Annotated in this window: 24 protein-coding genes; 22 read left to right on the forward strand and 2 right to left on the reverse strand. The window is 38.5% G+C overall.

All coding sequences use genetic code 11. From position 1 onward, the window contains the following. The first annotated feature begins 94 nt into the window (after positions 1-94). From ACRPLY_RS07710 to ACRPLY_RS07760, 11 genes are all read left to right on the forward strand, one after another. Complete coding sequence (locus tag ACRPLY_RS07710) at positions 95-787, forward strand: copper homeostasis protein CutC (protein ID WP_014458532.1); 693 nt, start codon at positions 95-97, stop codon at positions 785-787. Between the two features lie 262 nt (positions 788-1,049). Beyond that, positions 1,050-2,414: an aspartate aminotransferase family protein gene (locus ACRPLY_RS07715; protein WP_099331244.1), complete on the forward strand. Its 1,365-nt coding sequence runs from the start codon at positions 1,050-1,052 to the stop codon at positions 2,412-2,414. A gap of 1 nt (position 2,415) precedes the next feature. Then, a complete protein-coding gene (locus ACRPLY_RS07720) occupies positions 2,416-3,936 on the forward strand; it encodes a pyridoxal phosphate-dependent decarboxylase family protein (RefSeq protein ID WP_310877242.1) in 1,521 nt (506 codons plus the stop codon). After that, complete coding sequence (locus ACRPLY_RS07725) at positions 3,914-5,668, forward strand: IucA/IucC family protein (RefSeq protein ID WP_323873954.1); 1,755 nt, start codon at positions 3,914-3,916, stop codon at positions 5,666-5,668. The genes ACRPLY_RS07720 and ACRPLY_RS07725 overlap by 23 nt, the downstream gene beginning before the upstream one ends. After that, positions 5,665-6,258: a GNAT family N-acetyltransferase gene (locus ACRPLY_RS07730; protein WP_323873955.1), complete on the forward strand. Its 594-nt coding sequence runs from the start codon at positions 5,665-5,667 to the stop codon at positions 6,256-6,258. The genes ACRPLY_RS07725 and ACRPLY_RS07730 overlap by 4 nt, the downstream gene beginning before the upstream one ends. Further along, positions 6,237-7,526 carry a lysine N(6)-hydroxylase/L-ornithine N(5)-oxygenase family protein gene (locus tag ACRPLY_RS07735; protein WP_028415136.1) on the forward strand — a complete coding sequence of 430 codons (1,290 nt, stop codon included), beginning with the start codon at positions 6,237-6,239 and terminating at the stop codon, positions 7,524-7,526. The genes ACRPLY_RS07730 and ACRPLY_RS07735 overlap by 22 nt, the downstream gene beginning before the upstream one ends. A 3-nt stretch (positions 7,527-7,529) precedes the next feature. Further along, complete coding sequence (locus ACRPLY_RS07740) at positions 7,530-8,687, forward strand: MFS transporter (protein ID WP_099331241.1); 1,158 nt, start codon at positions 7,530-7,532, stop codon at positions 8,685-8,687. After that, entirely contained in the window at positions 8,684-10,489 is a 1,806-nt protein-coding gene (locus ACRPLY_RS07745; RefSeq protein WP_154973165.1) for an IucA/IucC family protein, read from the forward strand. Before ACRPLY_RS07740 ends, ACRPLY_RS07745 begins: the two co-directional genes overlap by 4 nt. Before the next feature lie 284 nt (positions 10,490-10,773). After that, positions 10,774-11,676: a formyltetrahydrofolate deformylase gene (purU, locus tag ACRPLY_RS07750; protein ID WP_028415133.1), complete on the forward strand. Its 903-nt coding sequence runs from the start codon at positions 10,774-10,776 to the stop codon at positions 11,674-11,676. Positions 11,677-11,943: 267 nt separating this feature from the next. After that, positions 11,944-12,738 carry a thymidylate synthase gene (locus tag ACRPLY_RS07755; protein WP_013058746.1) on the forward strand — a complete coding sequence of 265 codons (795 nt, stop codon included), beginning with the start codon at positions 11,944-11,946 and terminating at the stop codon, positions 12,736-12,738. Beyond that, positions 12,735-13,220 carry a dihydrofolate reductase gene (locus tag ACRPLY_RS07760; RefSeq protein WP_028415131.1) on the forward strand — a complete coding sequence of 162 codons (486 nt, stop codon included), beginning with the start codon at positions 12,735-12,737 and terminating at the stop codon, positions 13,218-13,220. The genes ACRPLY_RS07755 and ACRPLY_RS07760 overlap by 4 nt, the downstream gene beginning before the upstream one ends. 294 nt (positions 13,221-13,514) lie before the next feature. Here ACRPLY_RS07760 and ACRPLY_RS07765 read toward each other — a convergent pair whose 3' ends face one another. Continuing rightward, complete coding sequence (locus ACRPLY_RS07765; protein WP_028415130.1) at positions 13,515-13,733, reverse strand: hypothetical protein; 219 nt, start codon at positions 13,731-13,733, stop codon at positions 13,515-13,517. A gap of 231 nt (positions 13,734-13,964) precedes the next feature. Between ACRPLY_RS07765 and ilvA the strand changes: the two genes are divergently transcribed. The 7 genes from ilvA to ACRPLY_RS07800 all read left to right on the forward strand — a co-directional run bounded on the left by ilvA (position 13,965) and on the right by ACRPLY_RS07800 (position 20,737). Further along, positions 13,965-15,236: a threonine ammonia-lyase IlvA gene (ilvA, locus tag ACRPLY_RS07770; protein ID WP_013084697.1), complete on the forward strand. Its 1,272-nt coding sequence runs from the start codon at positions 13,965-13,967 to the stop codon at positions 15,234-15,236. A 161-nt stretch (positions 15,237-15,397) separates the two neighbouring features. Further along, positions 15,398-15,649 carry a YpmP family protein gene (locus tag ACRPLY_RS07775; RefSeq protein ID WP_013058743.1) on the forward strand — a complete coding sequence of 84 codons (252 nt, stop codon included), beginning with the start codon at positions 15,398-15,400 and terminating at the stop codon, positions 15,647-15,649. A 169-nt stretch (positions 15,650-15,818) separates the two neighbouring features. Then, complete coding sequence (locus ACRPLY_RS07780; protein WP_028415129.1) at positions 15,819-16,661, forward strand: DegV family protein; 843 nt, start codon at positions 15,819-15,821, stop codon at positions 16,659-16,661. Between the two features lie 150 nt (positions 16,662-16,811). After that, positions 16,812-18,428 carry an ATP-binding protein gene (locus ACRPLY_RS07785; RefSeq protein WP_028415128.1) on the forward strand — a complete coding sequence of 539 codons (1,617 nt, stop codon included), beginning with the start codon at positions 16,812-16,814 and terminating at the stop codon, positions 18,426-18,428. Between the two features lie 24 nt (positions 18,429-18,452). Then, on the forward strand, positions 18,453-19,031 hold the full coding sequence (locus tag ACRPLY_RS07790; protein ID WP_028415127.1) for an SCO family protein: 579 nt from the start codon (positions 18,453-18,455) through the stop codon (positions 19,029-19,031). A gap of 236 nt (positions 19,032-19,267) precedes the next feature. After that, positions 19,268-20,152, forward strand: coding sequence for an SGNH/GDSL hydrolase family protein (locus ACRPLY_RS07795; RefSeq protein ID WP_432231709.1), 885 nt, complete (start codon positions 19,268-19,270; stop codon positions 20,150-20,152). Between the two features lie 12 nt (positions 20,153-20,164). Continuing rightward, on the forward strand, positions 20,165-20,737 hold the full coding sequence (locus tag ACRPLY_RS07800; RefSeq protein ID WP_028415126.1) for a YpmS family protein: 573 nt from the start codon (positions 20,165-20,167) through the stop codon (positions 20,735-20,737). Positions 20,738-20,768: 31 nt separating this feature from the next. Here the strand turns inward: ACRPLY_RS07800 and ACRPLY_RS07805 are convergent, their stop codons facing one another. Next, positions 20,769-21,524, reverse strand: coding sequence for a DUF4397 domain-containing protein (locus ACRPLY_RS07805; RefSeq protein ID WP_014458542.1), 756 nt, complete (start codon positions 21,522-21,524; stop codon positions 20,769-20,771). 214 nt (positions 21,525-21,738) lie between these two features. Here ACRPLY_RS07805 and ACRPLY_RS07810 point away from each other — a divergent pair, with 214 nt between their 5' ends. The 4 genes from ACRPLY_RS07810 to ACRPLY_RS07825 all read left to right on the forward strand — a co-directional run bounded on the left by ACRPLY_RS07810 (position 21,739) and on the right by ACRPLY_RS07825 (position 24,130). Beyond that, positions 21,739-21,900, forward strand: coding sequence for a hypothetical protein (locus ACRPLY_RS07810; RefSeq protein ID WP_165573653.1), 162 nt, complete (start codon positions 21,739-21,741; stop codon positions 21,898-21,900). Then, entirely contained in the window at positions 21,890-22,315 is a 426-nt protein-coding gene (locus ACRPLY_RS07815) for a hypothetical protein (RefSeq protein ID WP_230624675.1), read from the forward strand. Before ACRPLY_RS07810 ends, ACRPLY_RS07815 begins: the two co-directional genes overlap by 11 nt. Before the next feature lie 87 nt (positions 22,316-22,402). After that, positions 22,403-22,576 (forward strand): YjcZ family sporulation protein, encoded by a 174-nt coding sequence (locus ACRPLY_RS07820; RefSeq protein ID WP_080518349.1) that lies wholly within the window; start codon positions 22,403-22,405, stop codon positions 22,574-22,576. Positions 22,577-22,729: 153 nt separating this feature from the next. Next, entirely contained in the window at positions 22,730-24,130 is a 1,401-nt protein-coding gene (locus ACRPLY_RS07825; RefSeq protein WP_028415123.1) for an ATP-binding protein, read from the forward strand. Positions 24,131-24,326: the final 196 nt, after the last annotated feature.

Here is a 24,326-nt window from a genome sequence, read left to right on the forward strand (position 1 = left end):
TCTTACATAAGAGAGTTTGGTAGAGTTTTTTAAGTATAAATACAGGGAAAAGAAGGCAAAAGCTCTATATTAAAGGGGAAAGGGTGTTTTTAGAATGATATTAGAAGTCACAGCTGCAACCTTACATGATGCTAAAGTTGCCCAGGAACATGGTGCCGATCGTATAAGTCTTGTAACTGGAATCGGTGAAGGCGGCTTAACCCCAAGCTACGGTTTGATGAAAAAAGTGAAAGAAACGATACATATCCCAATATTTGTGATGATCCGTCCACATAATCAATCTTTTCAATATGATGAAGATGATTTGCAAACAATGATTGAAGATATTCACTATGCAAGAGAAATTGGCATTGATGGAATTGAAATTGGCTGTTTAACAGAAGACAAAATTATCGATGAGCAAGCTTTAAAGCGACTGCTGGATGCGGCAGGAGAAATGAACGTAACGTTTCATTTAGCGTTTGATGAAATCAGTGATCAAGAAAAGGCGCTTGAAACGCTTTTAAGCTATAAGCAAATTCAGCGTGTTATGACTTCGGGAGCGGATAAAAGTGCGCTAAACGGTATTCCTCATATTAAAAAGCTGTTAAGAAGAATGAAAGATAAAGATATTATTTTAATCGGGACAAAAGGGCTGAAGCCTGAAAATCTTCAAGCGTTCTTATCCGTTACTCCCGTGAAAGAAATTCGTATTGGTTCAGGGGTTCGAGTAAATTGTCAGTATACGAAACCGCTTGACCCAAGGAGTGTAAAAGCTGCAAAAGAGACGATGAATAAACAAAAGTAACAGAAGTGCTACAAGAAATTGTAGCACTTTTTTATTTGGAAATAGAAAGGGACTTATTACATAGTTTTCCCTAATTGGAAAACAACATAAAACTCTTTTAACCCTTGATACATAAGAGAAATACTGCGTTTTTCCGACTGTAGAGTGAAATAGGAATAATTTCATATTTTCAGAATAATTATTGACAGTGATAATCATTATCATTTATTGTTGTAATTGTTAATGAAAATCATTATCAATCGAACAAACAGGAGGATATGATATGTCAACGTCAACGAAACAACTTACATCAAACGAAATGCTGCTTGCTATGCAAAATGAACGAGAATCCAATGCAAGATCTTATCCTAGACGCCTTCCTATTGCGATTAAACAGGCAAAAGGCGCCGTGATCACGGATATGGATGGAAAAGAGTATATTGATTGTTTAGCCGGAGCCGGCACACTTGCTCTTGGTCATAACCATCACGTAGTTCATGAAGCAATTCAAGACGTTTTAGCAAAATCTATTCCTTTACATACATTAGATTTAACAACGCCTGTAAAAGAAGCTTTTATCGATGAAGTGTTCGCTAGTTTGCCGGAAAATTTCGCAAACAAAGCGAAAATTCAGTTTTGCGGTCCCACTGGAGGAGACGCAATTGAAGCGGCTTTGAAACTTGTGAAAACAGCAACAGGCAACCGAACGATTTTATCTTTTCAAGGGGGATATCACGGCTCCACACACGGAACATTAAGCATCAGCGGTACAACGAGTCCAAAAAAGCACATTCATGCGCTAGTGCCAGATACACATTTTTTACCCTACCCATATGAATATCGCTGCCCTTTTGGCGTAGGTGCTGAAGGACACACGTATATTAGTACATATATTGAAAATATGCTGGATGATCCTGAAAGCGGAATTGTGACTCCAGCGGGTGTTGTAGTAGAAATTGTACAAGGAGAAGGAGGTTCTGTTCCAGCACCGATTCCGTGGTTAAAAGAGCTTCGCCGAATTACAAAAGAACGAGATATTCCGCTTATTGTGGATGAAGTTCAAACTGGAATTGGACGAACAGGAAAACTGTATGCATTTGAGCACGCTGATATCGAACCGGATGTATTAGTACTGTCTAAAGCAATTGGAGGAAGCCTTCCATTATCCGTTGTTCTGTATGATAAAAGGCTTGATCAATGGGAAGCAGGTGCACATATCGGCACCTTTAGAGGAAATCAGCTTGCAATGGCTACAGGACGGGCTACTCTGCAATTTATAAAACAAGAAAACTTACCTGCGCATGCTCACGAGTTGGGAGCCTACATTCAAAGCCAGCTAAGACATATTCAAAAGCAAGTATTGTCGATTGGGGATGTACGCGGAAGAGGTTTGATGCTGGGTGTTGAAATCATCGACGCGACAAAGCCGGCTAATAAAATCGGCAGTCATCCTGCAAACGGTGAGTTAGCTAAGCTGATTCAAAAAGAATGTTTTGACAGAGGCGTCATTTTAGAAGTCGGTGGAAGGCATGGTGCTGTTATTCGTTTGCTTCCTCCATTAATTTTAACAAAACAACAAACGGATGAAATATTAACGAAATTTGAAGAAGCGGTAAAAGCAGCAGAAGAGAAGTGGGTGAATAAATAGAATGGCACCGTTTGAAAAGTGGTTTTTATCATCAACAAAGGAAAGCCTCGAGAATTATGAAGCGATGATAGGCGGAATGACTGAGATGATCAAACGTCACTACTATGAATTAAAGTCCGCTTATACTCACATCGACGTTGAAGAGCTGTCAAACTTAGTCAATCGTTCTGTCTATTTTAGCAAGCACGAACAGCCGCTAGAAGATTTATTTGATAACGTACAAGCAGTAGTGATGAATCATTCGCTTCATATTTCGCATCCCGGAGCAATGGCGCACTTGCATTGCCCTCCGATTATACCGGCTCTTGCTGCGGAAGTGATGATTTCTGCTTTGAATCAATCTATGGACTCGTGGGATCAAAGTCCGGCAGCTACGTATATAGAAGATAAAGTGATTGATGAGTTAACACAACAAATTGGTTATCCAAGCTCATCTTCAGGCATTTTTACAAGCGGAGGGACGCAGTCAAATTATATGGGACTCCTGCTTGCTCGTAATGAATATTGCCATTCTGCCTTTTCAATGGATGTTAGTAAAGAAGGCTTACCGTTCCAAGCTAAAAAACTGCGGATTTTCTGCTCGGAAAAAGCGCACTTTACGGTGCAACAATCTGCAGCTCAGCTTGGGCTGGGCATGCGTGCAGTGGTGAGTGTAAAGTGCAATGAGCAGCATGAAATGGATATAAAAAGCTTAGAAGAAGCAATACAGGAAGTGAAAGCTCAGGGCAACCTCCCCTTTGCTGTTGTAGCAACGGCAGGTACAACGGATTTTGGAAGCGTAGATCCTCTTTTTGAAATGAGTGAGCTAGCTAAAAAAGAAGGGCTTTGGCTTCATGCTGACGCCGCTTATGGAGGAGCGCTGCTATTTTCGCATAAATATCGTGAACGCTTAAAAGCTCTTGAACGAGCAGATTCTATTACGATGGATTTTCATAAATGGTTTTATCAGCCTGTAAGCTGCGGAGCATTTTTGCTGAAAAATTCAGCTATGTTTAAACACATTCAGCTTCATGCAGATTATTTAAATCCTGAAGAAGATGAGCATGTGCACTTAGTAGACCGCAGCATTCAAACGACAAAGCGGTTTGACGCCTTGAAGCTATGGCTTACTTTCAGTGCAGTAGGTGCAAATGAATACGGAGAAATGGTTGACCACACGATTGAAACTGCTAAGCAAACAGCTGACTACTTACAAAAACAAAGGAATGTAGAAGTGTTAAATGACCCTTATATGAACGCGGTTGTCTTTCGCTATGTACCAGATATTTTATATAGTGATTGTCAAAAGCAGCAGCATTATGAAAATAGGTTGAATCAGCGTATTCAGCAGCACTTATACGAAAAAGGCACGTTTATCATGGCAAAAACAAAGCATAAAGAACGAGTCTATTTAAAACTAACGATGTTAAATCCTATGATTACATTTGATTCTGTTGTCACTCATTTAGAGGAAGTTGTTGCTTTAGGTAAACAGTTGGAGAAAAAGGAGGAGCGATTACGTGAACGCTCAGTTATCGGCTAATTTTATTACGATGCAAAACATTATTAATTGCTATATTCGAGAGACAGGTAAGGGAGTATGGCAGTCCGTTTCAGAAATAAAAAGTGAGGAAACGCTCGTTCTTAGACTAGAAAAACAGCCGGTAACTCTTTACTTTCCAGTAAAGTACCGCTCAGCCACCGGACGTCACTTGTTCTTTTCAAACTTTTCTTATCGTATTCAGCAAGAGGAGATTAAGGAGTTAGATATCGTCACTCTTTTGGCCTTTCTTTTAAAAGAAGTAACGGATCATTTAGTACAAGTAAATGAGCTAATTATACGTGTTCTATTAAGCTATGAAAATATGAAATTATTCATTGAAAAAAGGCAGAAAGAGTTAGAAACGTGCTATAAATGGGACAAAACGTTCTTAGAATCTGAACAGTCCCTGCTTATTGGGCACCAGCTGCATCCAACACCTAAAAGCCGCCAAGGGATATTACCTGAAGAAGAAGAGGTATTTGGACCTGAAGTGAACGGGGAATTTCAGCTTCATTATTTTAAAGCGCATGCATCTCTCGTTGCAGAACAGTCCGCTGGAAATCAAACCGCTTCACAGCTTATTAAAGAGCAGCTGAAAAAAGATAAGACGGTTTCTGAAGAATTCATACAGTCTTATTGCCAAGCGGACGATTATTCACTTATACCTATGCATCCGCTGCAAGCTCGTTATCTTTTAGGAAAAGAAGAAGTGTGCCAATGGATTCAAAAAGGCAGGCTTGCTTATCTAGGGCCACACGGTCAGCCGTTTTATCCGACTTCGTCTGTTCGAACCGTATACAGTAACAATGCAGATGTGATGTACAAATTTTCCATTCCGGTAAAAATCACTAATTCACTGAGAGTGAACAAACGCAAAGAATTAAGCAGAGGGGTAGAAGTTAGCCGTTTATTGCAAAAGAGATTACAGGCGGAGCTTCACGAAAATCATCCGGCTTTTCAAGTAATTGAAGACCCTGCTTACATCACGCTTGGAGAAAAGGAGCTTGGATTTGAAGTTATGATTCGAAGCAATCCTTTTCAAGGTAAGCAAGGGGATCGTACAACACTTCTAGCCAGTTTGTGTCAAGATCATGTGTTTGGAGAAGCTTCTCAAATTGAAAATATTATTCATCACATTGCTGCAAGTGAAAATAGCACGACTGAAGATGTAAGCAAGCGCTGGTTTAAACGCTATTTAGACGTATCTTTTCATCCTATGATGTGGCTTTACACTCAAAAAGGAATTGCGCTGGAAGCTCATCAGCAAAACTCCGTTATTAAACTTGATGAAAACGGATATCCATCGGTGTTTTACTACCGCGATAACCAAGGCTATTACTTTATGAAATCAAAGGAACAAGAGCTTCGCAAGCTGCTTCCTTCCTTAAACGGAGAAAGCGATACGGTCTGTGATGACGCTGTAGCAGAAGAAAGATTTCGTTATTACGTATTTTTTAATCATATTTTAGGATTAGTTAACGCTTTTGGTGCAGCTGGCCTCGCTCAAGAATCAGATCTGCTATTGATTTTGCGACAAGAGATCGAGATGTACAAAGAAAATGATCATACAGGGCTTGTTTCATCAATGTTAGAAGAGAAAGTGCTTCCTTGCAAAGCCAACTTCTTAACGCGCGTTCATGATATGGATGAGCTGGTAGGATCTCTTGAAACACAGTCTGTTTATGTAAATGTCGAGAATCCATTGTTCGAATCTGCAGGTGTACGTGTATGAAATCAGCCTTGCAAACGCAGTATCCATTTATGATTCAGCAAAAGGAGCAGAGCATTACCTTTCGCTCTGTTTCTTTTGCAAAAGATTTCGAACGGCTGTACAAGTGGATGCATGAACCGCATGTTATTCCGTATTGGAATTTAAATATTTCAAAACAGGCGTACGAGCAGCATTTAAAAACATTTCTAGCTGATTCTCATCAAAAGCTGCTAATCGGAGAAATTGATGGTGTACCTATGAGCTATTGGGAATCTTATATGGTTGAAGGTGACATAATCAGTAACTATTATCCTTATGAAAAAGGAGATCAAGGAATTCATTTATTGATTGGAGACCCTGCTTTTTTAGGAAAAGGCTATATTTATCCGCTCCTTCTTAGTTTGCTAAAGCATAAGTTTAACGTAGCAGACACTGCTAAAGTAATAGCGGAGCCAGATAGACGAAATGAAAAAATGATTGCAGTATTTAAAAAATGCGGGTTTCAATTCATGAAAGAAGTGTCGCTGCCTGATAAAACGGGTGTACTGATGAAATGTGAAAGAGAAGTATTTGAAAGAAGGTGGAGCGAATGGAACAACGGGACATTTTAGACGTAATTGGAGTAGGAGTTGGTCCATTTAATTTAGGATTAGCCGCTTTAATTGATAAAAAAGATTGTACATATAAATGTTTTGAACAAAAGGATGAGTTTAATTGGCATCCAGGAATGCTTTTAGAAGGGACAACACTTCAAGTGCCGTTTATGGCAGATGTGGTCACGATGGTGGATCCGAAGAGTCCATACACGTTCTTAAATTATTTGCATGAGCATGAGCGCTTGTATCAGTTTTATTTCTTTGAAAAGTTTCATATTCCGAGAAATGAATACAATCACTATTGCCGCTGGGTAGCGAGCCAGCTGAGTGGGCTTGAATTTAACAGCACAGTAAAAGAAGTAAAAATGCATGAAGACGCTAAGCCTTACTACGAAGTAACAGTTGAAAAAGAAGGAAAGCTTTATACCTATTACAGCTATCATCTTGTTACTGGAGTAGGTACGCAGCCCGTAGTGCCAAGAGACTTTCAAACAGTGGCAAGCGATACGTTTTATCACTCCGCTCATTACAAAATGAAGCGTCAGCAAACGCTGCAGGCTAAAAGCATAACCGTAATTGGCTCTGGTCAAAGTGCAGCTGAAATTGTCTATGATTTACTTCAACAGCAGCCTGAGTTTGAGTATAAGCTGAATTGGTATACGCGCTCAAAAGGTTTTTATCCAATGGAATATTCAAAGCTTGGCCTTGAACATTTTTCACCGGATTATACCCGCTATTTTTACAGATTGCCCGAAGAGAAAAAAGAGAGCGTTTTACGAAATCAAGCTCTCCTCTATAAAGGAATAAGCTTTGAAACAATCGGGAATATTTATGATTTGATTTACGAACGAACAATTGGAGGAAAAGAAGTGCCTCTAACGATGCGCGCGCTTACGGAACTTGCAGGCGTTGAAAAGATAAACGATACACATCTTCTGACTCTTCACCAATACGAGCAGGACTCATTTGAAAAAGAAGAAAGTGAAATTGTCATTATGGCTACTGGCTATCATGCAAAAGAGCCTGCTTTTATGGAAGGTTTAAAAGAACATGTACTATTCGATGAAAAAGGCCAGCTGAAAATTAACGAACGCTATCAAGTTGAGATGAAGAAGAAAGGAGCCCCGCTATTTGTGCAAAACGGAGAGCTTCATACACACGGAGTTGGAGCACCGGACTTAGGTTTAGGCGCTTATCGCAATGCTGTTTTGATTAACCAAATTGCAGGCAAAAGCGTGTACAAAATATATAAAAATACTGTTTTCCAAAAGTTCGGATTTTAAGAAATGATTTCTCCGCGCTTTGTTTTTATCTGCTTGTTTATGACCATGACGTCAGAAGTATTATTATCACCATTTTATCCACAGTATTTTACACATGCATTTCATGTAGATGGAGTGGCGATGACGTCTTTTTTCATTATTTGCTGCCGGATTGTGGTCATTGTTATGACACCTTTATGGGGAATGCTGTTTAAGAAATGGAACGTAAAATATGTAGTTGTAACGTCACTTTTAATGACGGCCTTAATTAAAGTCATTTTGAGCGAAGTTTCTACTTTTTATGGATTTTTAGCTACTTCCTTAGTGCTGCTCCTATTTCAAAGCAGTTTATATCTTTTGTACCCCTATTTAGTAGGCGGCATGAAAAAAGGACAGAAAAAGGCAAGTGCTGCAACAACGTATGTATTTATTGTTCATACGGCGATTATTGTCGCTAGCTTGTTTGGAAGTACGGTTATTGCATGGGAAATGCCGCTTAACGTATATCAATACTTTGCTTTAATTGATATGGTACTGGCCGTATGGCTCTTAACAAGAAAAGCATTACCTTTAAAAGCAGAAAAAACACCGGCATCCATTCAAAGCATAAACGAGCCCATTTTTTTTTATTTGCTGGCGATTTTCTTTTTTTACCTTGGGCACAATGTCATTCGCCCTTATTTTACATTGTTTACACATGAAACATATGGCATGAGCAGTCAAGGCAGCGCTTTGCTGTATGCGATGCCGAGTATTATGGCGATTGTCTTAAAGCTTACGGTACCTACCAAACTATTGAACGGCAACGTTATACCGCTTTTTTATGGCATAACGGGTGCTAGTGTTTTGGTGCTGTGTTTGCAGGCATATGCTGATCATCTCAGCGTGTTTATTATCAGCCGAATTTTATATGGAGCCGGGTTTTATCTCAGCATGGTTATACTGGATATCTATTTATTTCGAAAAAGTAAAGAAGCGGCTGCTTACTATTACAGCTGGCTTATTGCTGTTCAAAATATCGCTCTGCTGATTGCACCGATTGTAGCATTAGAAATCAGCAAAGTGGATTTGGCATTTCCTTTAGTAGCGGGAGCAGCTGCTTTGCTAGCTGCTAGCGCTGTAATGCCGCTGCGTAATAAAACAATCCCTATTCTAAGACAAGTAAAGGAGAATGAAGGATGAAAATCAAAGAAACGAATCTTTCCGTATTTAATAAGCAATCATGGGAAAAAGCAAATCGACAGCTTTTAGCTAAAATGCTGCAGGAATTTATGTATGAAAATATTATTGAGCCAAAACAGCTGCAAAAGCAGGGTGCGCTTGCCACGTATCGATGGGAAGATCACCGGGGCGTTACGTATACATATCAAGCGAAACAACGATTGTTTGACAGTTTTTCTGTACTACCAGAAAGTATTAAGTTGACATCTAAAACGTCAACCCCTACATTTTCGGAGGCCTTGCAGCTGTTAATTAGCCTATCTGAAGACAAAGGAATGTCTAGCTCAACCGCAGGTCACTTAGCAAAAGAATATTTTCATACATTAATAGCAGATTTGCATTTACAAAATCGAAAATCAGCTGATGAATTAGCAGATATGGATTACGCAGAGCTAGAAGGTGAAATGACGGGACATCCTTGGATTACGTATAATAAAGGGCGCATTGGGTTTGGTTATGATGACTATCTTCGGTTTGCGCCTGAGCAAAAACAAGAAATTCAGCTTTCATGGATTGCTGTAGAGAAGCAAATTGCTTCATTTCATTCGTTGGATACCCTCGGCTTTGATGATGTTATGAAGCAGGAGCTAAGCGGTGAGAGGCTAGCTGAATTTGAAAAAGAATTAACAAGCCAAGGCCTTTCGAAAGCGGACTATTATTATATTCCCGTTCATGAATGGCAGTGGATGAACGTAATTGTTCCTTTATTCGCTGAATACATTGCAAATGATTTAATTGTTCCGTTAGGAGAAGGTGAAGATCAATACTTTCCTCAGCAGTCGATTCGGACATTTGTGAATACAACAAATCGAGATAAATATCATGTAAAGCTTCCCATGAGTATATTAAATACCCTTGTATACAGAGGGCTTCCAAGTGAGCGGACGGTCATTGCACCTCAAGTCACTCAGCACATTAAAGGCATACGAGATCGCGATGCGTTTTTAAAAGATACGTGCAAAGTAGGACTTTTAGGTGAAGTGGCTACGTTAAACGTAACTCAGCCGACGTTCGCTTCTATTAAAAATGCGCCTTATCAGTATCTAGAGATGCTTGGAGTCGTTTGGCGTGAAAGCATTTATCAAGAGCTAGAAGAAGGAGAGCATGCGATTACGCTAGCTGCGCTTTTACATGTTGACAGTAAAGGGAAAGCTTTAGTTTCGTCATATATTGAAAAGTCAGGCTTAACTCCTAACGAGTGGATTGATGCGCTAACCAGCGCTGTGTTGCCGCCGCTACTTCATTACTTGTATCAATACGGCACTGTATTTTCCCCGCACGGTCAAAATACGGTACTGGTTCTTAAAAACAACAAGCCCGTTCGAATTATTATGAAGGATTTTGTAGACGACGTGAATATTAGCGATCAGCCGTTTGAAGAACTGCAGCAGCTATCTTTTGAATTAAAAGAAGTGCTGCGCAGCGAAGAGCCGGAAGGATTGACGCAGTTTATTTTAACAGGGTTATTTGTTTGTCACTTCCGCTATTTAGCAAGCATCTTAGAAGAGCATGAAGGTGTAGAAGAAGAGGACTTTTGGAAAAGTGTACGAGCAGAAATCTTGCATTATCAAGCATCATTTCCACATTTGAAAAAACGATTTGAACTGTTTGATTTATTACGTCCAACCATTACGAAATTAACGTTAAATCGAAATCGAATGTTTGATTACGGATACGAAGATGACGGAGATCGTCCTCACGCAAGCGAATATGGTACGGTGAGGAATGCCTTGCATGAAGTTAGTGAAAAAGCCGTGCAATAATAAGGAAAAGCCGCTGGTGTTGTGCCAGCGGCTTTTTATGGTTAATTCAAAAGCAGGAAGCGAAGGGGATGAGCTGCAGCACTTTAGGAAACACTCATTTTATGTATGTGTAGAACGTAAAGATCAGTGAATGAACGATTTGATGGAGTAGATGGTAGAACAACAAATACGCAAGCCGAAGCAAACGTTTCGGCTTTCTTTTGTCAAAGCCTTATTTCAATGTCGCATCGCTACAAGGATAATGGTACAATTGTCTGTATATTTAAAAAAAGAGAGGGAATTACATGAAATCGCATATTCAAAAACATTTAACTTCATATAAAGAGAAATATAAAAACCGAGGTCGGCTGCTAATTAGCTGTCCGGACAAACCGGGTATTGTAGCCGCTGTGTCTACGTTTTTACATGAGCACGGTGCAAATATTGTAGAATCAAGTCAACATTCAACAAACCATGAAGGCGGCATGTTTTTTATCCGTTTCGAATTTGAATGTGAGGATTTATTAGCTAAAGAAGTAAAGCTAGAAGAAAGCTTCAAAAAGATTGCCGATACATTTTCGATGAACTGGCAGTTTACATATGCTCATAATTTGAAAAAAACAGCTATTTTTGTGTCAAAAGAGCCTCACTGTCTGCTAGAGCTGCTGTGGGCGTGGGAAAGCGGAGACTTGATGACAGACATCGCTGTCGTTGTAAGCAATCACGAAGATGCGCGCGAAGTAGTTGAATCGTTTGGCATTCCATTTAAGCATATACCAGCGACAAAAGACATTCGTCAAGAAGCAGAAGCAAAACAGCTTCAAGTATTAAAAGATTATGATATTGATGTAATTATTTTAGCGCGTTATATGCAAATTTTAACGCCGACCTTTGTGGCTGAAAATCCGTATCGCATTATTAATATTCACCATTCATTCTTACCGGCATTCATTGGAGCACGTCCATATGAACGTGCATATCAACGAGGCGTAAAATTAATTGGTGCTACGTCTCACTATGTAACGGACGACTTGGATGAAGGACCAATTATTGAACAAGATATTGAACGCGTGAATCACCGTGATGATGCGGATGACTTAAAGAAAAAAGGCCGCTTAATTGAACGTACGGTGCTTGCACGCGCTGTGAAATGGCACTTAGAAGACCGCATTTTAGTGCATGAAAACCGCACAATTGTATTTAATTAACAAAGACTAAGCTGTTAAAAAGTAGTTTAGCCGAAGGAAGATCCGAACGATGAATCGAGATTCTTGAGAGAGAATGAAATTCGTTCGGATTTTTTTATGGTCATGGTAAACGTAGGTTTCATTAGGTCTCATTCTCGTTTTTTTTCGGGGAAATCGCGTACCTACATGATAAAGAACTTTTCTATATGAGCTGAGATTTAGTTGTTTACTTAGCCCGTGAACACTTATACAATAGAAAAGGACTTTTTAATAAAGGAAGTGTCGGAAGTGAAACAATATCTTGAACTTTGCGAGCATGTGTTAGCAAATGGAACAAAAAAAGAAGATCGGACAGGAACAGGTACAATTAGCACATTTGGCTATCAAATGCGTTTTAATTTACAAGAAGGTTTCCCGGTATTAACGACAAAAAAACTTCATTTGAAATCAATTATTCATGAACTGCTTTGGTTTTTACAAGGAGATACAAACGTTAAGTATTTACAAGATAACGGCGTGCGCATTTGGAATGAATGGGCGGATGAAAACGGCGAGCTTGGCCCTGTATATGGTCATCAGTGGCGTTCATGGCCAACGCCGGACGGCGAAAAAATTGATCAAATTACAAATGTTATTAATCAAATCAAAAACAATCCTGATTCGCGCCGCTTAATGGTAAGCGCCTGGAATGTATCTGATGTAGACAATATGGCTTTGCCGCCTTGTCACTGCTTATTTCAGTTTTATGTAGCGGACGGCAAATTGTCTTGTCAATTGTATCAGCGCTCAGCTGATATTTTCCTAGGCGTACCGTTTAATATAGCTTCATATGCGCTGCTTACAATGATGGTGGCACAAGTGTGTGATTTAGAGCCAGGTGATTTTGTTCATACGTTTGGTGATGCGCATATCTACAGCAATCACATCGAACAAGTAAACCTGCAGTTGACGCGCGAGCCTCATGCATTACCAAAAATGAAAATCAATCCAGACGTAAAATCAATTTTTGACTTTAAATTTGAAGACTTTGAATTAGTAGATTATAATGCGCATCCTCACATTAAAGGAGCTGTGAGCGTATGATTTCCCTCATTGTCGCAATGGATCAAAATAGGCTGATCGGTAAAGAGAATGATTTGCCATGGCGTCTTCCGGAAGATTTAAAGTATTTCAAGCGCATCACAACGAGTCATACGATTGTAATGGGAAGAAAAACATTTGAATCAATTGGACGACCGCTCCCTAATCGCGAAAATGTGGTTCTTACGCGTCAAAAAGATTATCAGCAAGAAGGAGCAACCGTTATTCATTCAGTTGAGGAACTAGAAGCATTAGATGCTGAAAAAGAAGACGAGCTCTTTGTGATTGGTGGAGCTACTCTGTATGAGCAAACATTAGACGTTGCAAACCGACTTTATATTACGCATATTGAAGAATCTTTTGACGGCGATACACATTTTCCTGCGATTGATTTGAGCGAATGGAAAGTTATTTCGAAGCAGCAAGGAATTAAAGATGAAAAAAATCCCTACACGTATTATTTTACCGTATACGAGCGAAGCTGATTTCCCTTATTAAAAAAATGCGAGTCTGGGACAAAAGTATGGTAGTTGAAGAAAGATCCGAACGATTCATCGTTCGGATCTTTCTTTGTGATGGTGAACGTAGGTTTCATGTCTGTAGGTGCTTTTAGCAGTTGATTGGAGGGCAAGGCGAAGACTCAGGCGGGAGCGGAAGCAATGAGGAGGCTCACCGCCCGCGGAAAGCGAAGTCTTGCACGGAAATCAACTGCGGTGTAAAAACCGATTCATATTAGACGTCTTTAGGTGGGGTCTATTTCGTTATGTCTCAATCTCTTTTTATATTGATTTTAATTGCTTCATCATTTCGTGAAAAGCGGCTGTGCTAACAAACTGTTCAGCGCTCCAGTTTGCTTCAATCCATTGAATCAGCTCGCTTGGTGTATTAAAAACTTCTCCGCTTGTATCTGCTTTGCGAAGCATATATCTACCGTTTTCTTCATCTGCAACTACTTCGCACGGAATGGCACTTTCATAACTTTGAAGTGAAAACTCCATTTATTCCACAACCTTTCTTAATTTATACCTGTTATAGCATCAGCTGCATGTAGAAAGTATGGGCAATTTTGTAAGTCTATTTAGCGTTTGCTAAACATATGTAAAGTATGTGGACAGTAAAATAGTTAGAAAAGTTTTTTTAGTCATTATTAATGAAAAATAATGATTTTTCTAAATTTTATGTGATATAATGTACAAATTAATAATGGTAGAAGAGGAAGGAAGTTGGTTATGAAACAACAAGTAGATAATCGAACAAAACACGTACATTTAGAGGACATCATGATTGCAAATCAATTGATTAAAGATGTTGTTGTGCATACACCACTACAGCGTAATGACGTTTTGTCTGAACGATATGAATGTAATATTTATTTAAAACGTGAGGATTTACAGGTGGTGCGCTCATTTAAAATCCGCGGTGCGTACAATCGAATCAAAAAGTTATCCCCAGAAGAATTAGAAAATGGAATTGCCTGTGCAAGTGCAGGAAACCACGCACAAGGTGTAGCATATGCGTGCCGTCATTTAAATATCGATGGTAAAATCTTTATGCCGAGCACAACGCCACGCCAAAAAATTAATCAAGTGAAATTTCTAGGCAAAGATAACGTAAAGGTCGTACTAATCGGAGATACGTTTGATGATTCTTATGAACAAGCTATTGCATGCAGTGAAGAGGAGCATCGAACATTTATTCATCCATTTAATGATGTAGACGTTATTGCAGGACAGGGTACAGTAGCCGTTGAAATGTTCAATGACTGTGAAGATGAAATTGACTACGTATTTGCGGGTATCGGCGGGGGCGGATTAATTTCCGGTGTCGGCACATACGTAAAAAGCATCTCGCCTCAAACAGCTGTGATTGGGGTAGAACCAGCAGGCGCGCCTGGTATGCAGACATCTTTAGCAAATGGAAATGTAGTGACGCTACCGGCAATCGATCCATTTGTAGACGGAGCGGCTGTTAAAACAGTTGGAACGCTTCCGTATGACATCAGTAAAGAGCTTGTGGACGATATTGTAGTTGTTCCTGAAGGCAAGGTTTGCACAACCATTTTATCTCTATACAATGAAAATGCGATTGTAGCAGAACCAGCAGGAGCTCTTTCGATTGCTGCTCTTGACTCATACCGTGAGCAAATTAAAGGAAAAACGGTTGTTTGCGTCATCAGCGGAGGCAACAATGACATTGGACGTATGCAAGAAATCAAAGAACGTTCGATGATTTATGAAGGATTACAGCATTATTTTATCGTTAACTTCCCTCAGCGCGCAGGAGCTCTTCGTGAATTTTTAGACGAAGTGCTTGGACCGACAGACGATATTTCGCGCTTTGAGTATACGAAAAAGAATAACAAAGACAGCGGGCCTGCACTTGTGGGAATCGAGCTTAAGCATAAAGAAGATTATTATCCACTAATTAATCGTATGGATAAAAAAGGATTTCCTTACACAGAAATTAATAAAGAAAGCAACTTGTTTCACTTATTTATTTAAATAGAAGGTCGTTTTAAAAAGGAATGCTTCATCAACTGTCGAATAAGTTGATGAAGCATTTTTATTTTAAAAAATATTTGTGTTTTCTTTTTATTTTATCAAGACAGAAAGTACCTCAAGCATTATAATAAAATAAACGGGTAAAAAGAGGGTTGATCGCCTTGCTATTAAAAAGCCTTGAATTTAAACATGTCAGTGGTCAAAAAGTAAAAATTACTGAAATTCCAGTTTTAGAGGAAAATAGCACGTTTCGGTTCATGTTATCTGCAAAACTTGATTTATTTATTAGACAAATCACGAACGAATCAGTTCCGAAGCAAACCTACTCGTTTCAAGAATATTTAAAACGCGTGCTGAAATGGAAAGATTACGAACAGCTCTTTAAGTCTCATGTATTAAAGCATAATGCATAAACGTAAAAGTTGACTTTTCTGAATATTTCAGCAGAGTCAACTTTTTTTGTTGATTTAAAAGGTTGAACATGCATTTTACGAATTAGCAAAACTTGCATTCTATTATAACTATATTGTTGTAAGCGTTCATGTTATACTAGTCTGCAATGCATCTTATAGGGGTGAACACATGTCGAAAATTAAAGTGGTAACGGATTCAACAATTGATTTAACGTTGGAAGAAGCTGAAAAATACGGTATTGAGATGATACCTTTATGTATTAATATTGATAATGAAACATATTTGGATCGCGTGGAATTAACGCCGACAGATTTTATTGAAAAAATGAAAAATTCAAAAGAATTACCAAAAAGCTCTCAGCCGGCTATTGGTTCTTTTGTTGAAGTATATGAACGATTAGTGAGTGAAGGGTATGACGTCATTTCCATTCATATGACTGGAGGAATGAGCGGAACCGTTCGAGCAGCTGAAAGCGCGGCTCAAATGGTAGAAGGAAATATCACCGTTGTCGATTCTATGTACATTACAAAAGCTCTTTCGTTTCAAGTCTTTGAAGCGGTGAAAATGATTGAAGAGGGGCATACGGTAGAAGAAATTGTCGCGCGCTTGGAAGAGGTGCGTCAAAATACGAATCTTTTTGTCGTAGTCGATACGCTTGAAAATTTGGTTAAAGGTGGACGTATTGGACGTGGAAAAGGGCTAATCGGTTCTCTTTTAAATATTAAGCCAATTGCTTCCCTAGCTGACGGAGTATATACTCCTGTTGCTAAAGTGCGCAGTCATTCTCAAATTGTTAAGTTTTTAACGAAGCAGTTCGAAGAGCATACAGAAGGAAAAAGTATTAAAGGAGTAGGGCTTGTACATGCAGATGGACTTGGGCTCGCTTCTAAGCTAAAAGAATCAATCGTGAAGGCAAGAGGCTATACGCAATTTTCGATTGAAGATACGACGCCTATTATCTCGACGCATACGGGTATTGGTGCAATTGGTTTTATGTATTTTGCTGAATAAAGTGAGTTGCTTTTTGCAAGTCACTTTTTTGGCTTTCTCTTTTTTGGAAAAAGGAGAAAGAGAAGTGGACGAACGTGTGATATAATAGAATCAACTTTCTACCAGCGAATGCTGTGCTGGTTACTATTCTTTTGAATCCGGAGTATACCGATGAAAAAATATATTCGAAATTTGAGTGTGTTTAACAAAACGGTTTTATTTTCTACTTTAATTGTAGTTGCCCTTGGAGTCATTTCTTTAGCCATTAGCTATCAAGTTCAAAAAAAAATGGCGAAAGAGACGTTAACGCAGCATGTGTTAATTATGGCCGATTTATGGAGGGAGTCTTTATCTAAACAAGACGTAATAGCAGCAGTGGATTCAAGGAACGGGCCGATTCCTGAAAAAGACGAGCTAGAAAAGCAGTTCAGAAAGATTTATGAATTGCATCCGTCGTACTTGCAGGGATATATTATGACGACCGAAAAATTCAAATCGCATGGAAATAAGATTATCGTAACAGCGAATAAGAAAATTAAGCAATCGCTAGAGCCGTCCATGATTTATTATGGGGGAGAAGAATTTTACAAATCATTTAAGGAAGCAGAACGAAAAAAGAAAAATATCGTAACATCTACATACAAAGACGAATTCGGGACGTGGATAACCGTTTTATCGCCTATTACAAACAGCTCTGGAAAAGTTGTGGCTATTCTTGGTGTAGATGTAGATGCAAGCGCTATCTATATCTATCAAAAACGTTTAATTGTGTCTTTGGTCGTTGCGTTTACGCTTCTGTTTACCTTCATTATTGTGATTCAAGACTGGGGACTAAGGCGATTAATGTCGCCCCTTGGGGAATTAATAGAAGGAATTCAAGCGGTGAGTCAAGGGAAATTTGATGTGAAGCTGACACACGAAGATGATTCTGAGTTAGGGAATGTACACACAAGATTTAATGAAATGACCGAGCGGCTGCAGCAGCTTTTTCATCAAGTGTCAGTAACAAAAGAACACCTGAATGTAGAAACAGATCTCAGTCATACAAAAGACGGAATTACCAAAGCGATTGATGAATTGGAAGTTATTATGGAAAAAACGAGGATGCAAAAGGAATTGCAGCGAGCGGAGAAAATGAATGCAATTGGCCAATTAGCTGCTTCTGTAGCGCATGAAATTCGAAATCCTATGACGGTGGTAAAAGGGTTTTTGCAGCTGTTTCAAGATAACACAAAGCTTTCAAACACTGAATTAAGTTACATTCATCTTATGATTAATGAAATGGACAGAGCAGAAGCGATTATTCATGACTATTTATCGTTAGCCAAGCCGGATGTTCACCAGCATCGTTTTATTAACTGCTTGGAGTGTATTACAAGCTTAGTAGATTTATTATCTTCTTATGCTTTATTAACAAACAATATACTCATAGAATTAGACGCAAAAGAAGAGATGTATGTTCGCGGCAGCCGAAACGAATTGAATCAAGTTCTGCTTAATATTATGAAAAATGGAATTGAAGCCATGAGAGCTGGGGGAACGCTTCGAGTGGGGCTTTACAAGCGAGAAGGGCATGTACATATTCAAATTGAAGATACTGGTATAGGCATGACCAGTGAACAAGTGAACCGGCTAGGAACAGCGTTTTATTCTTTAAAAGAAAAAGGAACAGGGATTGGTCTGATGGTTTCTTATCAACTGGTGGAACAAATGAATGGAAGAATTGAAGTGGAAAGCATACCAGGAAAAGGTTCAACGTTTATCTTGATTTTCCCTAGCTATGACTAAACTTTAACCGTGCAGGAGGAACATATGAAAAGCTGGTCTTATAAATTGTTTTTTTTACTGCTTATTAGTTGCATGATGTTAACAGCCTGTGGTTCCAAAATAGAAAATCCGCTTAATTGGAAGATGGACTCTTTTTCTTATGTTAACCAAGATCAAAAGAAAGTAGGGCTAAGTCAGCTGAAAGGGAACGTTTGGGTAGCTAACTTTATCTTCACAAGCTGCGAAACCGTATGTCCCCCAATGACGGCTCATATGGCTAAATTACAAAAAATGGCTAAGGATGAAGGCCTGGACGTTCGCTTTGTTTCATTTAGCGTAGACCCTGAAGTGGACACTCCTCAGAAAATGAAGGACTATGCGACTAAATTTGGCGCTGATTTTTCGAATTGGGATTTCTTAACGGGCTATAAACAAGCGGAAATTGAAAAGTTTGCGCTGGATCAATTTAAGATGATTGTGAAAAAGCCGCAAGAAGATCCGCAGGTTATTCACGGTACGTATTTTTTTCTAATTGACAAAGATGGAGTGGTTCAAAAATCTTATCAGGGAGTGACTGATCCTCCTTATGATGATATGATAAAAGATATTAAAACCCTTCAGTAAGAGCTATAAAATCGTCAAATCTATCCGCCAAACACAGCTATCTTTACAGCGATGTGTGAGCGGATATTTTTATGAAAGAAACATGCTTATCCTTTTTTTTACATATACTATATATAAGAAACGTAGTAAAATATCAACTTGACATAGTATGATAAGATATAAAGATATAGTTATTCAGAGCGGTAAGCAGTATTGCTTGTGACAGCGAGAATACAGCATAGTTAGTAGGTGTTATGATGAGAAAATGGAAAAGTATAGTGATAAGCAGTATGAGTGCGGTGGTGTTAGCGAGCTGTTCGACGACGACTTTTTTGCCAACGGACAATAAAGAAGAAGCCGTTCAGAAAGAAGTGGATTTAACACCTAAAAAGCATATTCCGAAAGGCTTTTTCCCTGTAGATTTAGATATTGTAGCCATTGGCGACTCATTAACTGAAGGAGTAGGAGATGAGTCTAAAAAAGGCGGTTATGTACCATACTTAACTAAATACCTTTCTAAACAAAATGAAGTGCAAAATGTACGAACAGAGAATCTAGGCAAAAGAGGAAACCGGACGGATCAGCTATTAGCAAGGTTAAATCAGCCGGGAGTAGCAGCTGAAGTATCAAGAGCAGACATCGTTTTCTTGACAATTGGCGGCAATGACGTGATGAAAGTGGTAAGGGATTACTTTTACAATATCTCAATTAAGACGTTTGAATCACAGCAGTCAAAATATGAAAAACGTCTAAATGACGTGTTTTCACGCATACGTAAGCTTAATCCTAATGCCCATATTTATTTAATCGGTTTTTATAATCCATTCTTTAAATCGTTAAGTGATGTGAAAGAAATTAATGTCGTTATTAATGAATGGAATGCGGCAAGCGAGAAAATTGCTTCTCAATATGATAATGTAAGTTATGTAAAAATTGATGATATTTTTTATGATTCTGACGTAAATTTATTAGGGAAAGACGAGTTTCACCCTAATAAAAAAGGGTACAAACTAATGGCTGAGCGCATTAGTAAATCAATGGAGGAAGAAGATCCTCTCGTTGGAGACGAGAAAAAGGAAACAGCAGAAGAAGTTACATCTGATGAAAAAGAGAAAAACACGAAAGAGAGTGGGAACGAGTAAGGAGATTGTTATATGAAGAAGTGGAAAACCCTATTTATCGCGTTATTAGGGATTAATGTTCTAGGGGCTATCCTTATTATTGCGTTTATTTTTCAACCGGTTGACAAGGTCAATCCAACTCCCTCTGAAAAAGTAGAAGGAGACGCAGAACTAACTATTTTGGCTAAAAAAGCGGACTTAAATGTACTGATTGATAAATATTTAAAAAAAGAATTTAAGAATCAGCCGCTTAACTACAAAATTACTCTTACCGATGTAGTAAGAGTAGACGGAACGATTCAAGTATTCGGCGATGATATTAATATTCGAATGACATTTGATCCGATCGTACAAAAAAATGGAGATATTGTGCTTGAACAGCAGTCACTTTCTGTTGGAAAGCTGCAGCTGCCTGTCCGCACAGTGCTTCGATACGTAAATAATAATTTTGCGCTACCAGAATGGGTAACAATCGATCCAAAGAATGAATCAGTATACGTAGCGTTACAGCAGATGAAGTTAGAGAGTGATTTTGCTGTAAAAGTACAAAAGTTTGATTTAAAAAATGATGATATTCGCGTACGTTTAATTTCGCGCAGTGAATAAAAAAACCTTCCAATTTGGAAGGTTTTTTTTGTTAACGGTCTTGGGAAATCAGCGCTTCTAATGCAGGACGGTTTTTAGCAAATCCGACGGCATATACCGTATATGTTCGATTCGGGCGAAGGTTCAGTGCTGGGATTTCGAGTACTACATTTTTGGTTCCTGCTATGCGCACACTAAGTTGAACATGCATGGGGGATAAAGGCAAATATTTTGTGACTTCTTTAAACTGCACGCCAGAAAAAATGACGTCTCCACCTCTAGCCGCAATATCCACAGCAGGAGCATCAGGAGAAAGGTGCACAAACCGAAGCTTCGTTTCTCCACTTGGTACATCCGTATTGTCATAGATAAATAATAAATCAAGCTTGTTTAGCTCATCTACCGCCGCTACCGTGTAATTTTGGTTTCCTTCAAATGTAAATGATTCCGTTAAAACAGGTCTTCCCGTTTCTCCAGCGGGATAAATAGAAATTGTGTATCTTCCAGGTTCTTGTAATTCAATATAATCTGTTTCTTGTTTATAAGTTAAGTTGCGAATCACTCGTTTGTTGTTAATATAAATATCTACAGATGGAGAATCTGGAGAAGCGTGAAGTATACGAATTTGCGGCGGATTTACGCGTAAATTCGTATTTTCAGAAGAAGTTAAGATGGCCTGCTGGATATAGTACAAATGCTTTTGATAATAATGAATATGCTTAGATGGATCACTATACTTATAGTAGTTAGCTAGAAAATCGTATTTCATTGCTTTTTTAATATATTGATCAAAGGAATAATTAGCCATATGTTCAGCTCCCTTATTGTCGGAGTATAAAAACATTTCCATACGTAACCAAACATATGCTAAAACTCATAATTTATGCCGATCACTGATCACTCCCGAGACCTCCAAGAAGAAACAATGAGCCAAACGCCCTCTATGTGCATATACTGAATCAAATTATTGACTGAAGGCTTATTGTACGACTGAATTTAGTATAGAAAAAAGGAGTGAGAGCATGCGTGATTTTTATGCTCGGATGCTACGGTTAATCATGTTAAGTTTTTTACTGCTGCTACTTTTAATTCAATTTACAGAGCGCTCTACTTCATTTAATCACATTACCCCCGCGCTAAATAAAGTAACCGAGCGAATTGAGCTGATTACCTATGATCAATAAATGTATGTTTTCTGCGTTTCGATATGTACTTGTTCTTTATGCAATTTGCTTTACATTTTTATTTGTTAGCACAGTTCCAAGCCTATTTGGTTTCACTGTGACCGTTCAAGAAACGGATTATCACCACCTGCATCGCGGAGATATAGTTGTCTTTAGAGACGAATCATCTTCTTCAAAGAATGAACTTGTACTGGCCCATAATCAAGACCCTGATGTACTGGTTACAGCTCAAAGAAATTCTTTGCCTGCTTCTTTTAAAGTGATTGGAAGCTACGCATACCATCTCCCGTATATAGGGGTCATTATTGAGTTTATGAAAGATTTTACTACGCTACTGGTGATGGGCAGTATTTTACTTTTGTTGTTTTCGTATACGCTGCAGCCCAAAAGGCGAATATGGCGTAAGAGAAAGTAAAAAATGGGCGAATGCACATACAGGACAATCAACTAACGCATATAAAGTACAGTGTACGAAATGAAAAAAACAAGAGGAGAGATTGCTATGTATAACTACGATTGTTACGACCCATGCCATCACGGAGGCTATCACCACCTATATGATACTTGCCACTATCCAATTGGCGGTTATCATCATTGCGGAACGGGCCAGTCATTTGCATTAATTGTTGTGCTATTTATTTTATTAATCATCATTGGCTGCACTTGTTTTTGCTGATTAGGTCTCATTTGCTCGCATGTGCGAGCTTTTTATAAAAGATGGAAAAGGACAAACTTACATATAAATTGTTTAAATAATAAAAAAATTTTGCCAAATCAACATTTACCATATTATACTATAGCTAGTAACTCAATAAGCGAAGGTGAATATATGGAAAAGGAAAAAGTATTTCAACAGCTATTTTCAATGTCATTTACACCAATGCTCGTAATGAATATGGATGGCGATATTCAAATTTTAAATGAAGCTTGCTGCCACCTTTTTAAAACGACGGAGGAACGGCTTCTTTCCTGTAATGTATTTGAAGAGCCAAATCGCTTTTTTATTGAAAAGCATGAAGTGGAACCGTTAAGAAAGCAAGAGGAAGAAGTTGTTTTACTTAAGAAAAAAGTAGATCAGCAGTTTCCGATGCATATCCATATTCAGCGCACGGAAGAAGATATTCCGCTCTTAGTTGTTCAGTGGAAAGAGTTTTCCTCAAGTATTGAAAAGCAAGAGGAAGTCATTCGGAAAATGAAGCAATATAAGCAGTTTGTCCAGCAAAGTCAAGATGCATTTATTGTAACGAGAGAAGGCAGAATCCAATATTTGAATCCCGCTGGTGTTAAACTTCTTGGCGGCGAGAAAAAAGAAGAGTATATCGGGCGTCCTTGGCTTCACTTTATTCATCCCGAACATTTAGAAATTGTAAAAGAACGAATGGTTCAGCTGATGAATGGAATGTCCGTGAGGCCACGTGTTGATGTGAAACTATTGACTAAAAAAGGGGTCGTCATTATTGAATCTTCGGCAACCAAAATTAAGTTTGAAGGACAGGATGCCATTCAGTATATTATTCGCGACGTAACGGATCGAAAAAAATATGATGAAATGGCAAGCAAATCTGAAAAGCTTACAATGGTGAGCAAGCTAGCGGCAGGAGTAGCACATGAAATCCGTAATCCAATGACGGCGATTAAAGGGTTTATTCAGCTGCTAAAAGCATCGAAACAGTATAATGAAGAATACAATGATATTATGCTTGAAGAATTGAATCGCGTCGAATCCATTATTCAAGAATTTTTAACGCTGGCCAAGCCTAAAATTGAAAATTCATACCATCCGAAAAGTCTCAATCAAATCATACGTCACGTGACATTACTATTAGATACACACGCCAATTATAAAAATTGTCGTATTATTAATGAGATTAGTGATGAGATTACAATCTTTTGTGAAGAAAATGCGCTTAAACAAGTTTTTATTAATTTAATTCAAAATGCGCTTGAGTCAATGAGCAAAGGTACAGTTAAAGTTACCGTTGAGAAAAGAAATGAATACGGCATGGTCATTATCGAGGATGAAGGATGTGGAATTGATGAGCAATCTTTAGCTCGGCTAGGTGAACCATTTTATTCCACCAAACAAACAGGAACTGGGCTAGGATTAATGATTAGCTACCGAATAATCGAACAGCATCAAGGGCATATTTCATTTGCGAGTAAAGTAGGAGTAGGAACAAAAGTAGAAATTGCTCTTCCGTATATTAAAGAACCAGTGAACATTTCGTAGCGCTTGCTATTCGTTCGCTGGTTTTTATTTGGTTGAAATAAAAACGAATGTTTTTTTATTTTTTTATTTTAATGTTCGTGTATATTGTTGACTAAAGGGTTTGTTTTTGATATATTATCAAATGGCTAGAAAATAACCGAATGATAATAAAAAAAGAAAATTCGGTCAATAACTTTTATCTTTTACCCAAAGAAAA

Origin of the sequence: Priestia sp. TGN 0903 (assembly GCF_050846855.1) — a bacterium.
Classification (GTDB): Bacteria; Bacillota; Bacilli; order Bacillales; family Bacillaceae_H; genus Priestia; species Priestia zanthoxyli.

What these genes read in the sequence shown, in the direction of transcription:
- ACRPLY_RS07710 (WP_014458532.1), top strand. Translation starts at nt 95, where the DNA reads ATGATATTAGAAGTCACAGCTGCAACCTTACATGATGCTAAAGTTGCC.
- ACRPLY_RS07715 (WP_099331244.1), top strand. Translation starts at nt 1,050, where the DNA reads ATGTCAACGTCAACGAAACAACTTACATCAAACGAAATGCTGCTTGCT.
- ACRPLY_RS07720 (WP_310877242.1), top strand. Translation starts at nt 2,416, where the DNA reads ATGGCACCGTTTGAAAAGTGGTTTTTATCATCAACAAAGGAAAGCCTC.
- ACRPLY_RS07730 (WP_323873955.1), top strand. Translation starts at nt 5,665, where the DNA reads ATGAAATCAGCCTTGCAAACGCAGTATCCATTTATGATTCAGCAAAAG.
- ACRPLY_RS07735 (WP_028415136.1), top strand. Translation starts at nt 6,237, where the DNA reads ATGGAACAACGGGACATTTTAGACGTAATTGGAGTAGGAGTTGGTCCA.
- ACRPLY_RS07740 (WP_099331241.1), top strand. Translation starts at nt 7,530, where the DNA reads ATGATTTCTCCGCGCTTTGTTTTTATCTGCTTGTTTATGACCATGACG.
- ACRPLY_RS07745 (WP_154973165.1), top strand. Translation starts at nt 8,684, where the DNA reads ATGAAAATCAAAGAAACGAATCTTTCCGTATTTAATAAGCAATCATGG.
- purU (WP_028415133.1), top strand. Translation starts at nt 10,774, where the DNA reads ATGAAATCGCATATTCAAAAACATTTAACTTCATATAAAGAGAAATAT.
- ACRPLY_RS07760 (WP_028415131.1), top strand. Translation starts at nt 12,735, where the DNA reads ATGATTTCCCTCATTGTCGCAATGGATCAAAATAGGCTGATCGGTAAA.
- ACRPLY_RS07765 (WP_028415130.1), bottom strand. Translation starts at nt 13,733, where the DNA reads ATGGAGTTTTCACTTCAAAGTTATGAAAGTGCCATTCCGTGCGAAGTA.
- ilvA (WP_013084697.1), top strand. Translation starts at nt 13,965, where the DNA reads ATGAAACAACAAGTAGATAATCGAACAAAACACGTACATTTAGAGGAC.
- ACRPLY_RS07780 (WP_028415129.1), top strand. Translation starts at nt 15,819, where the DNA reads ATGTCGAAAATTAAAGTGGTAACGGATTCAACAATTGATTTAACGTTG.
- ACRPLY_RS07785 (WP_028415128.1), top strand. Translation starts at nt 16,812, where the DNA reads ATGAAAAAATATATTCGAAATTTGAGTGTGTTTAACAAAACGGTTTTA.
- ACRPLY_RS07790 (WP_028415127.1), top strand. Translation starts at nt 18,453, where the DNA reads ATGAAAAGCTGGTCTTATAAATTGTTTTTTTTACTGCTTATTAGTTGC.
- ACRPLY_RS07795 (WP_432231709.1), top strand. Translation starts at nt 19,268, where the DNA reads ATGAGAAAATGGAAAAGTATAGTGATAAGCAGTATGAGTGCGGTGGTG.
- ACRPLY_RS07800 (WP_028415126.1), top strand. Translation starts at nt 20,165, where the DNA reads ATGAAGAAGTGGAAAACCCTATTTATCGCGTTATTAGGGATTAATGTT.
- ACRPLY_RS07805 (WP_014458542.1), bottom strand. Translation starts at nt 21,524, where the DNA reads ATGGCTAATTATTCCTTTGATCAATATATTAAAAAAGCAATGAAATAC.
- ACRPLY_RS07810 (WP_165573653.1), top strand. Translation starts at nt 21,739, where the DNA reads ATGCGTGATTTTTATGCTCGGATGCTACGGTTAATCATGTTAAGTTTT.
- ACRPLY_RS07815 (WP_230624675.1), top strand. Translation starts at nt 21,890, where the DNA reads ATGATCAATAAATGTATGTTTTCTGCGTTTCGATATGTACTTGTTCTT.
- ACRPLY_RS07820 (WP_080518349.1), top strand. Translation starts at nt 22,403, where the DNA reads ATGTATAACTACGATTGTTACGACCCATGCCATCACGGAGGCTATCAC.
- ACRPLY_RS07825 (WP_028415123.1), top strand. Translation starts at nt 22,730, where the DNA reads ATGGAAAAGGAAAAAGTATTTCAACAGCTATTTTCAATGTCATTTACA.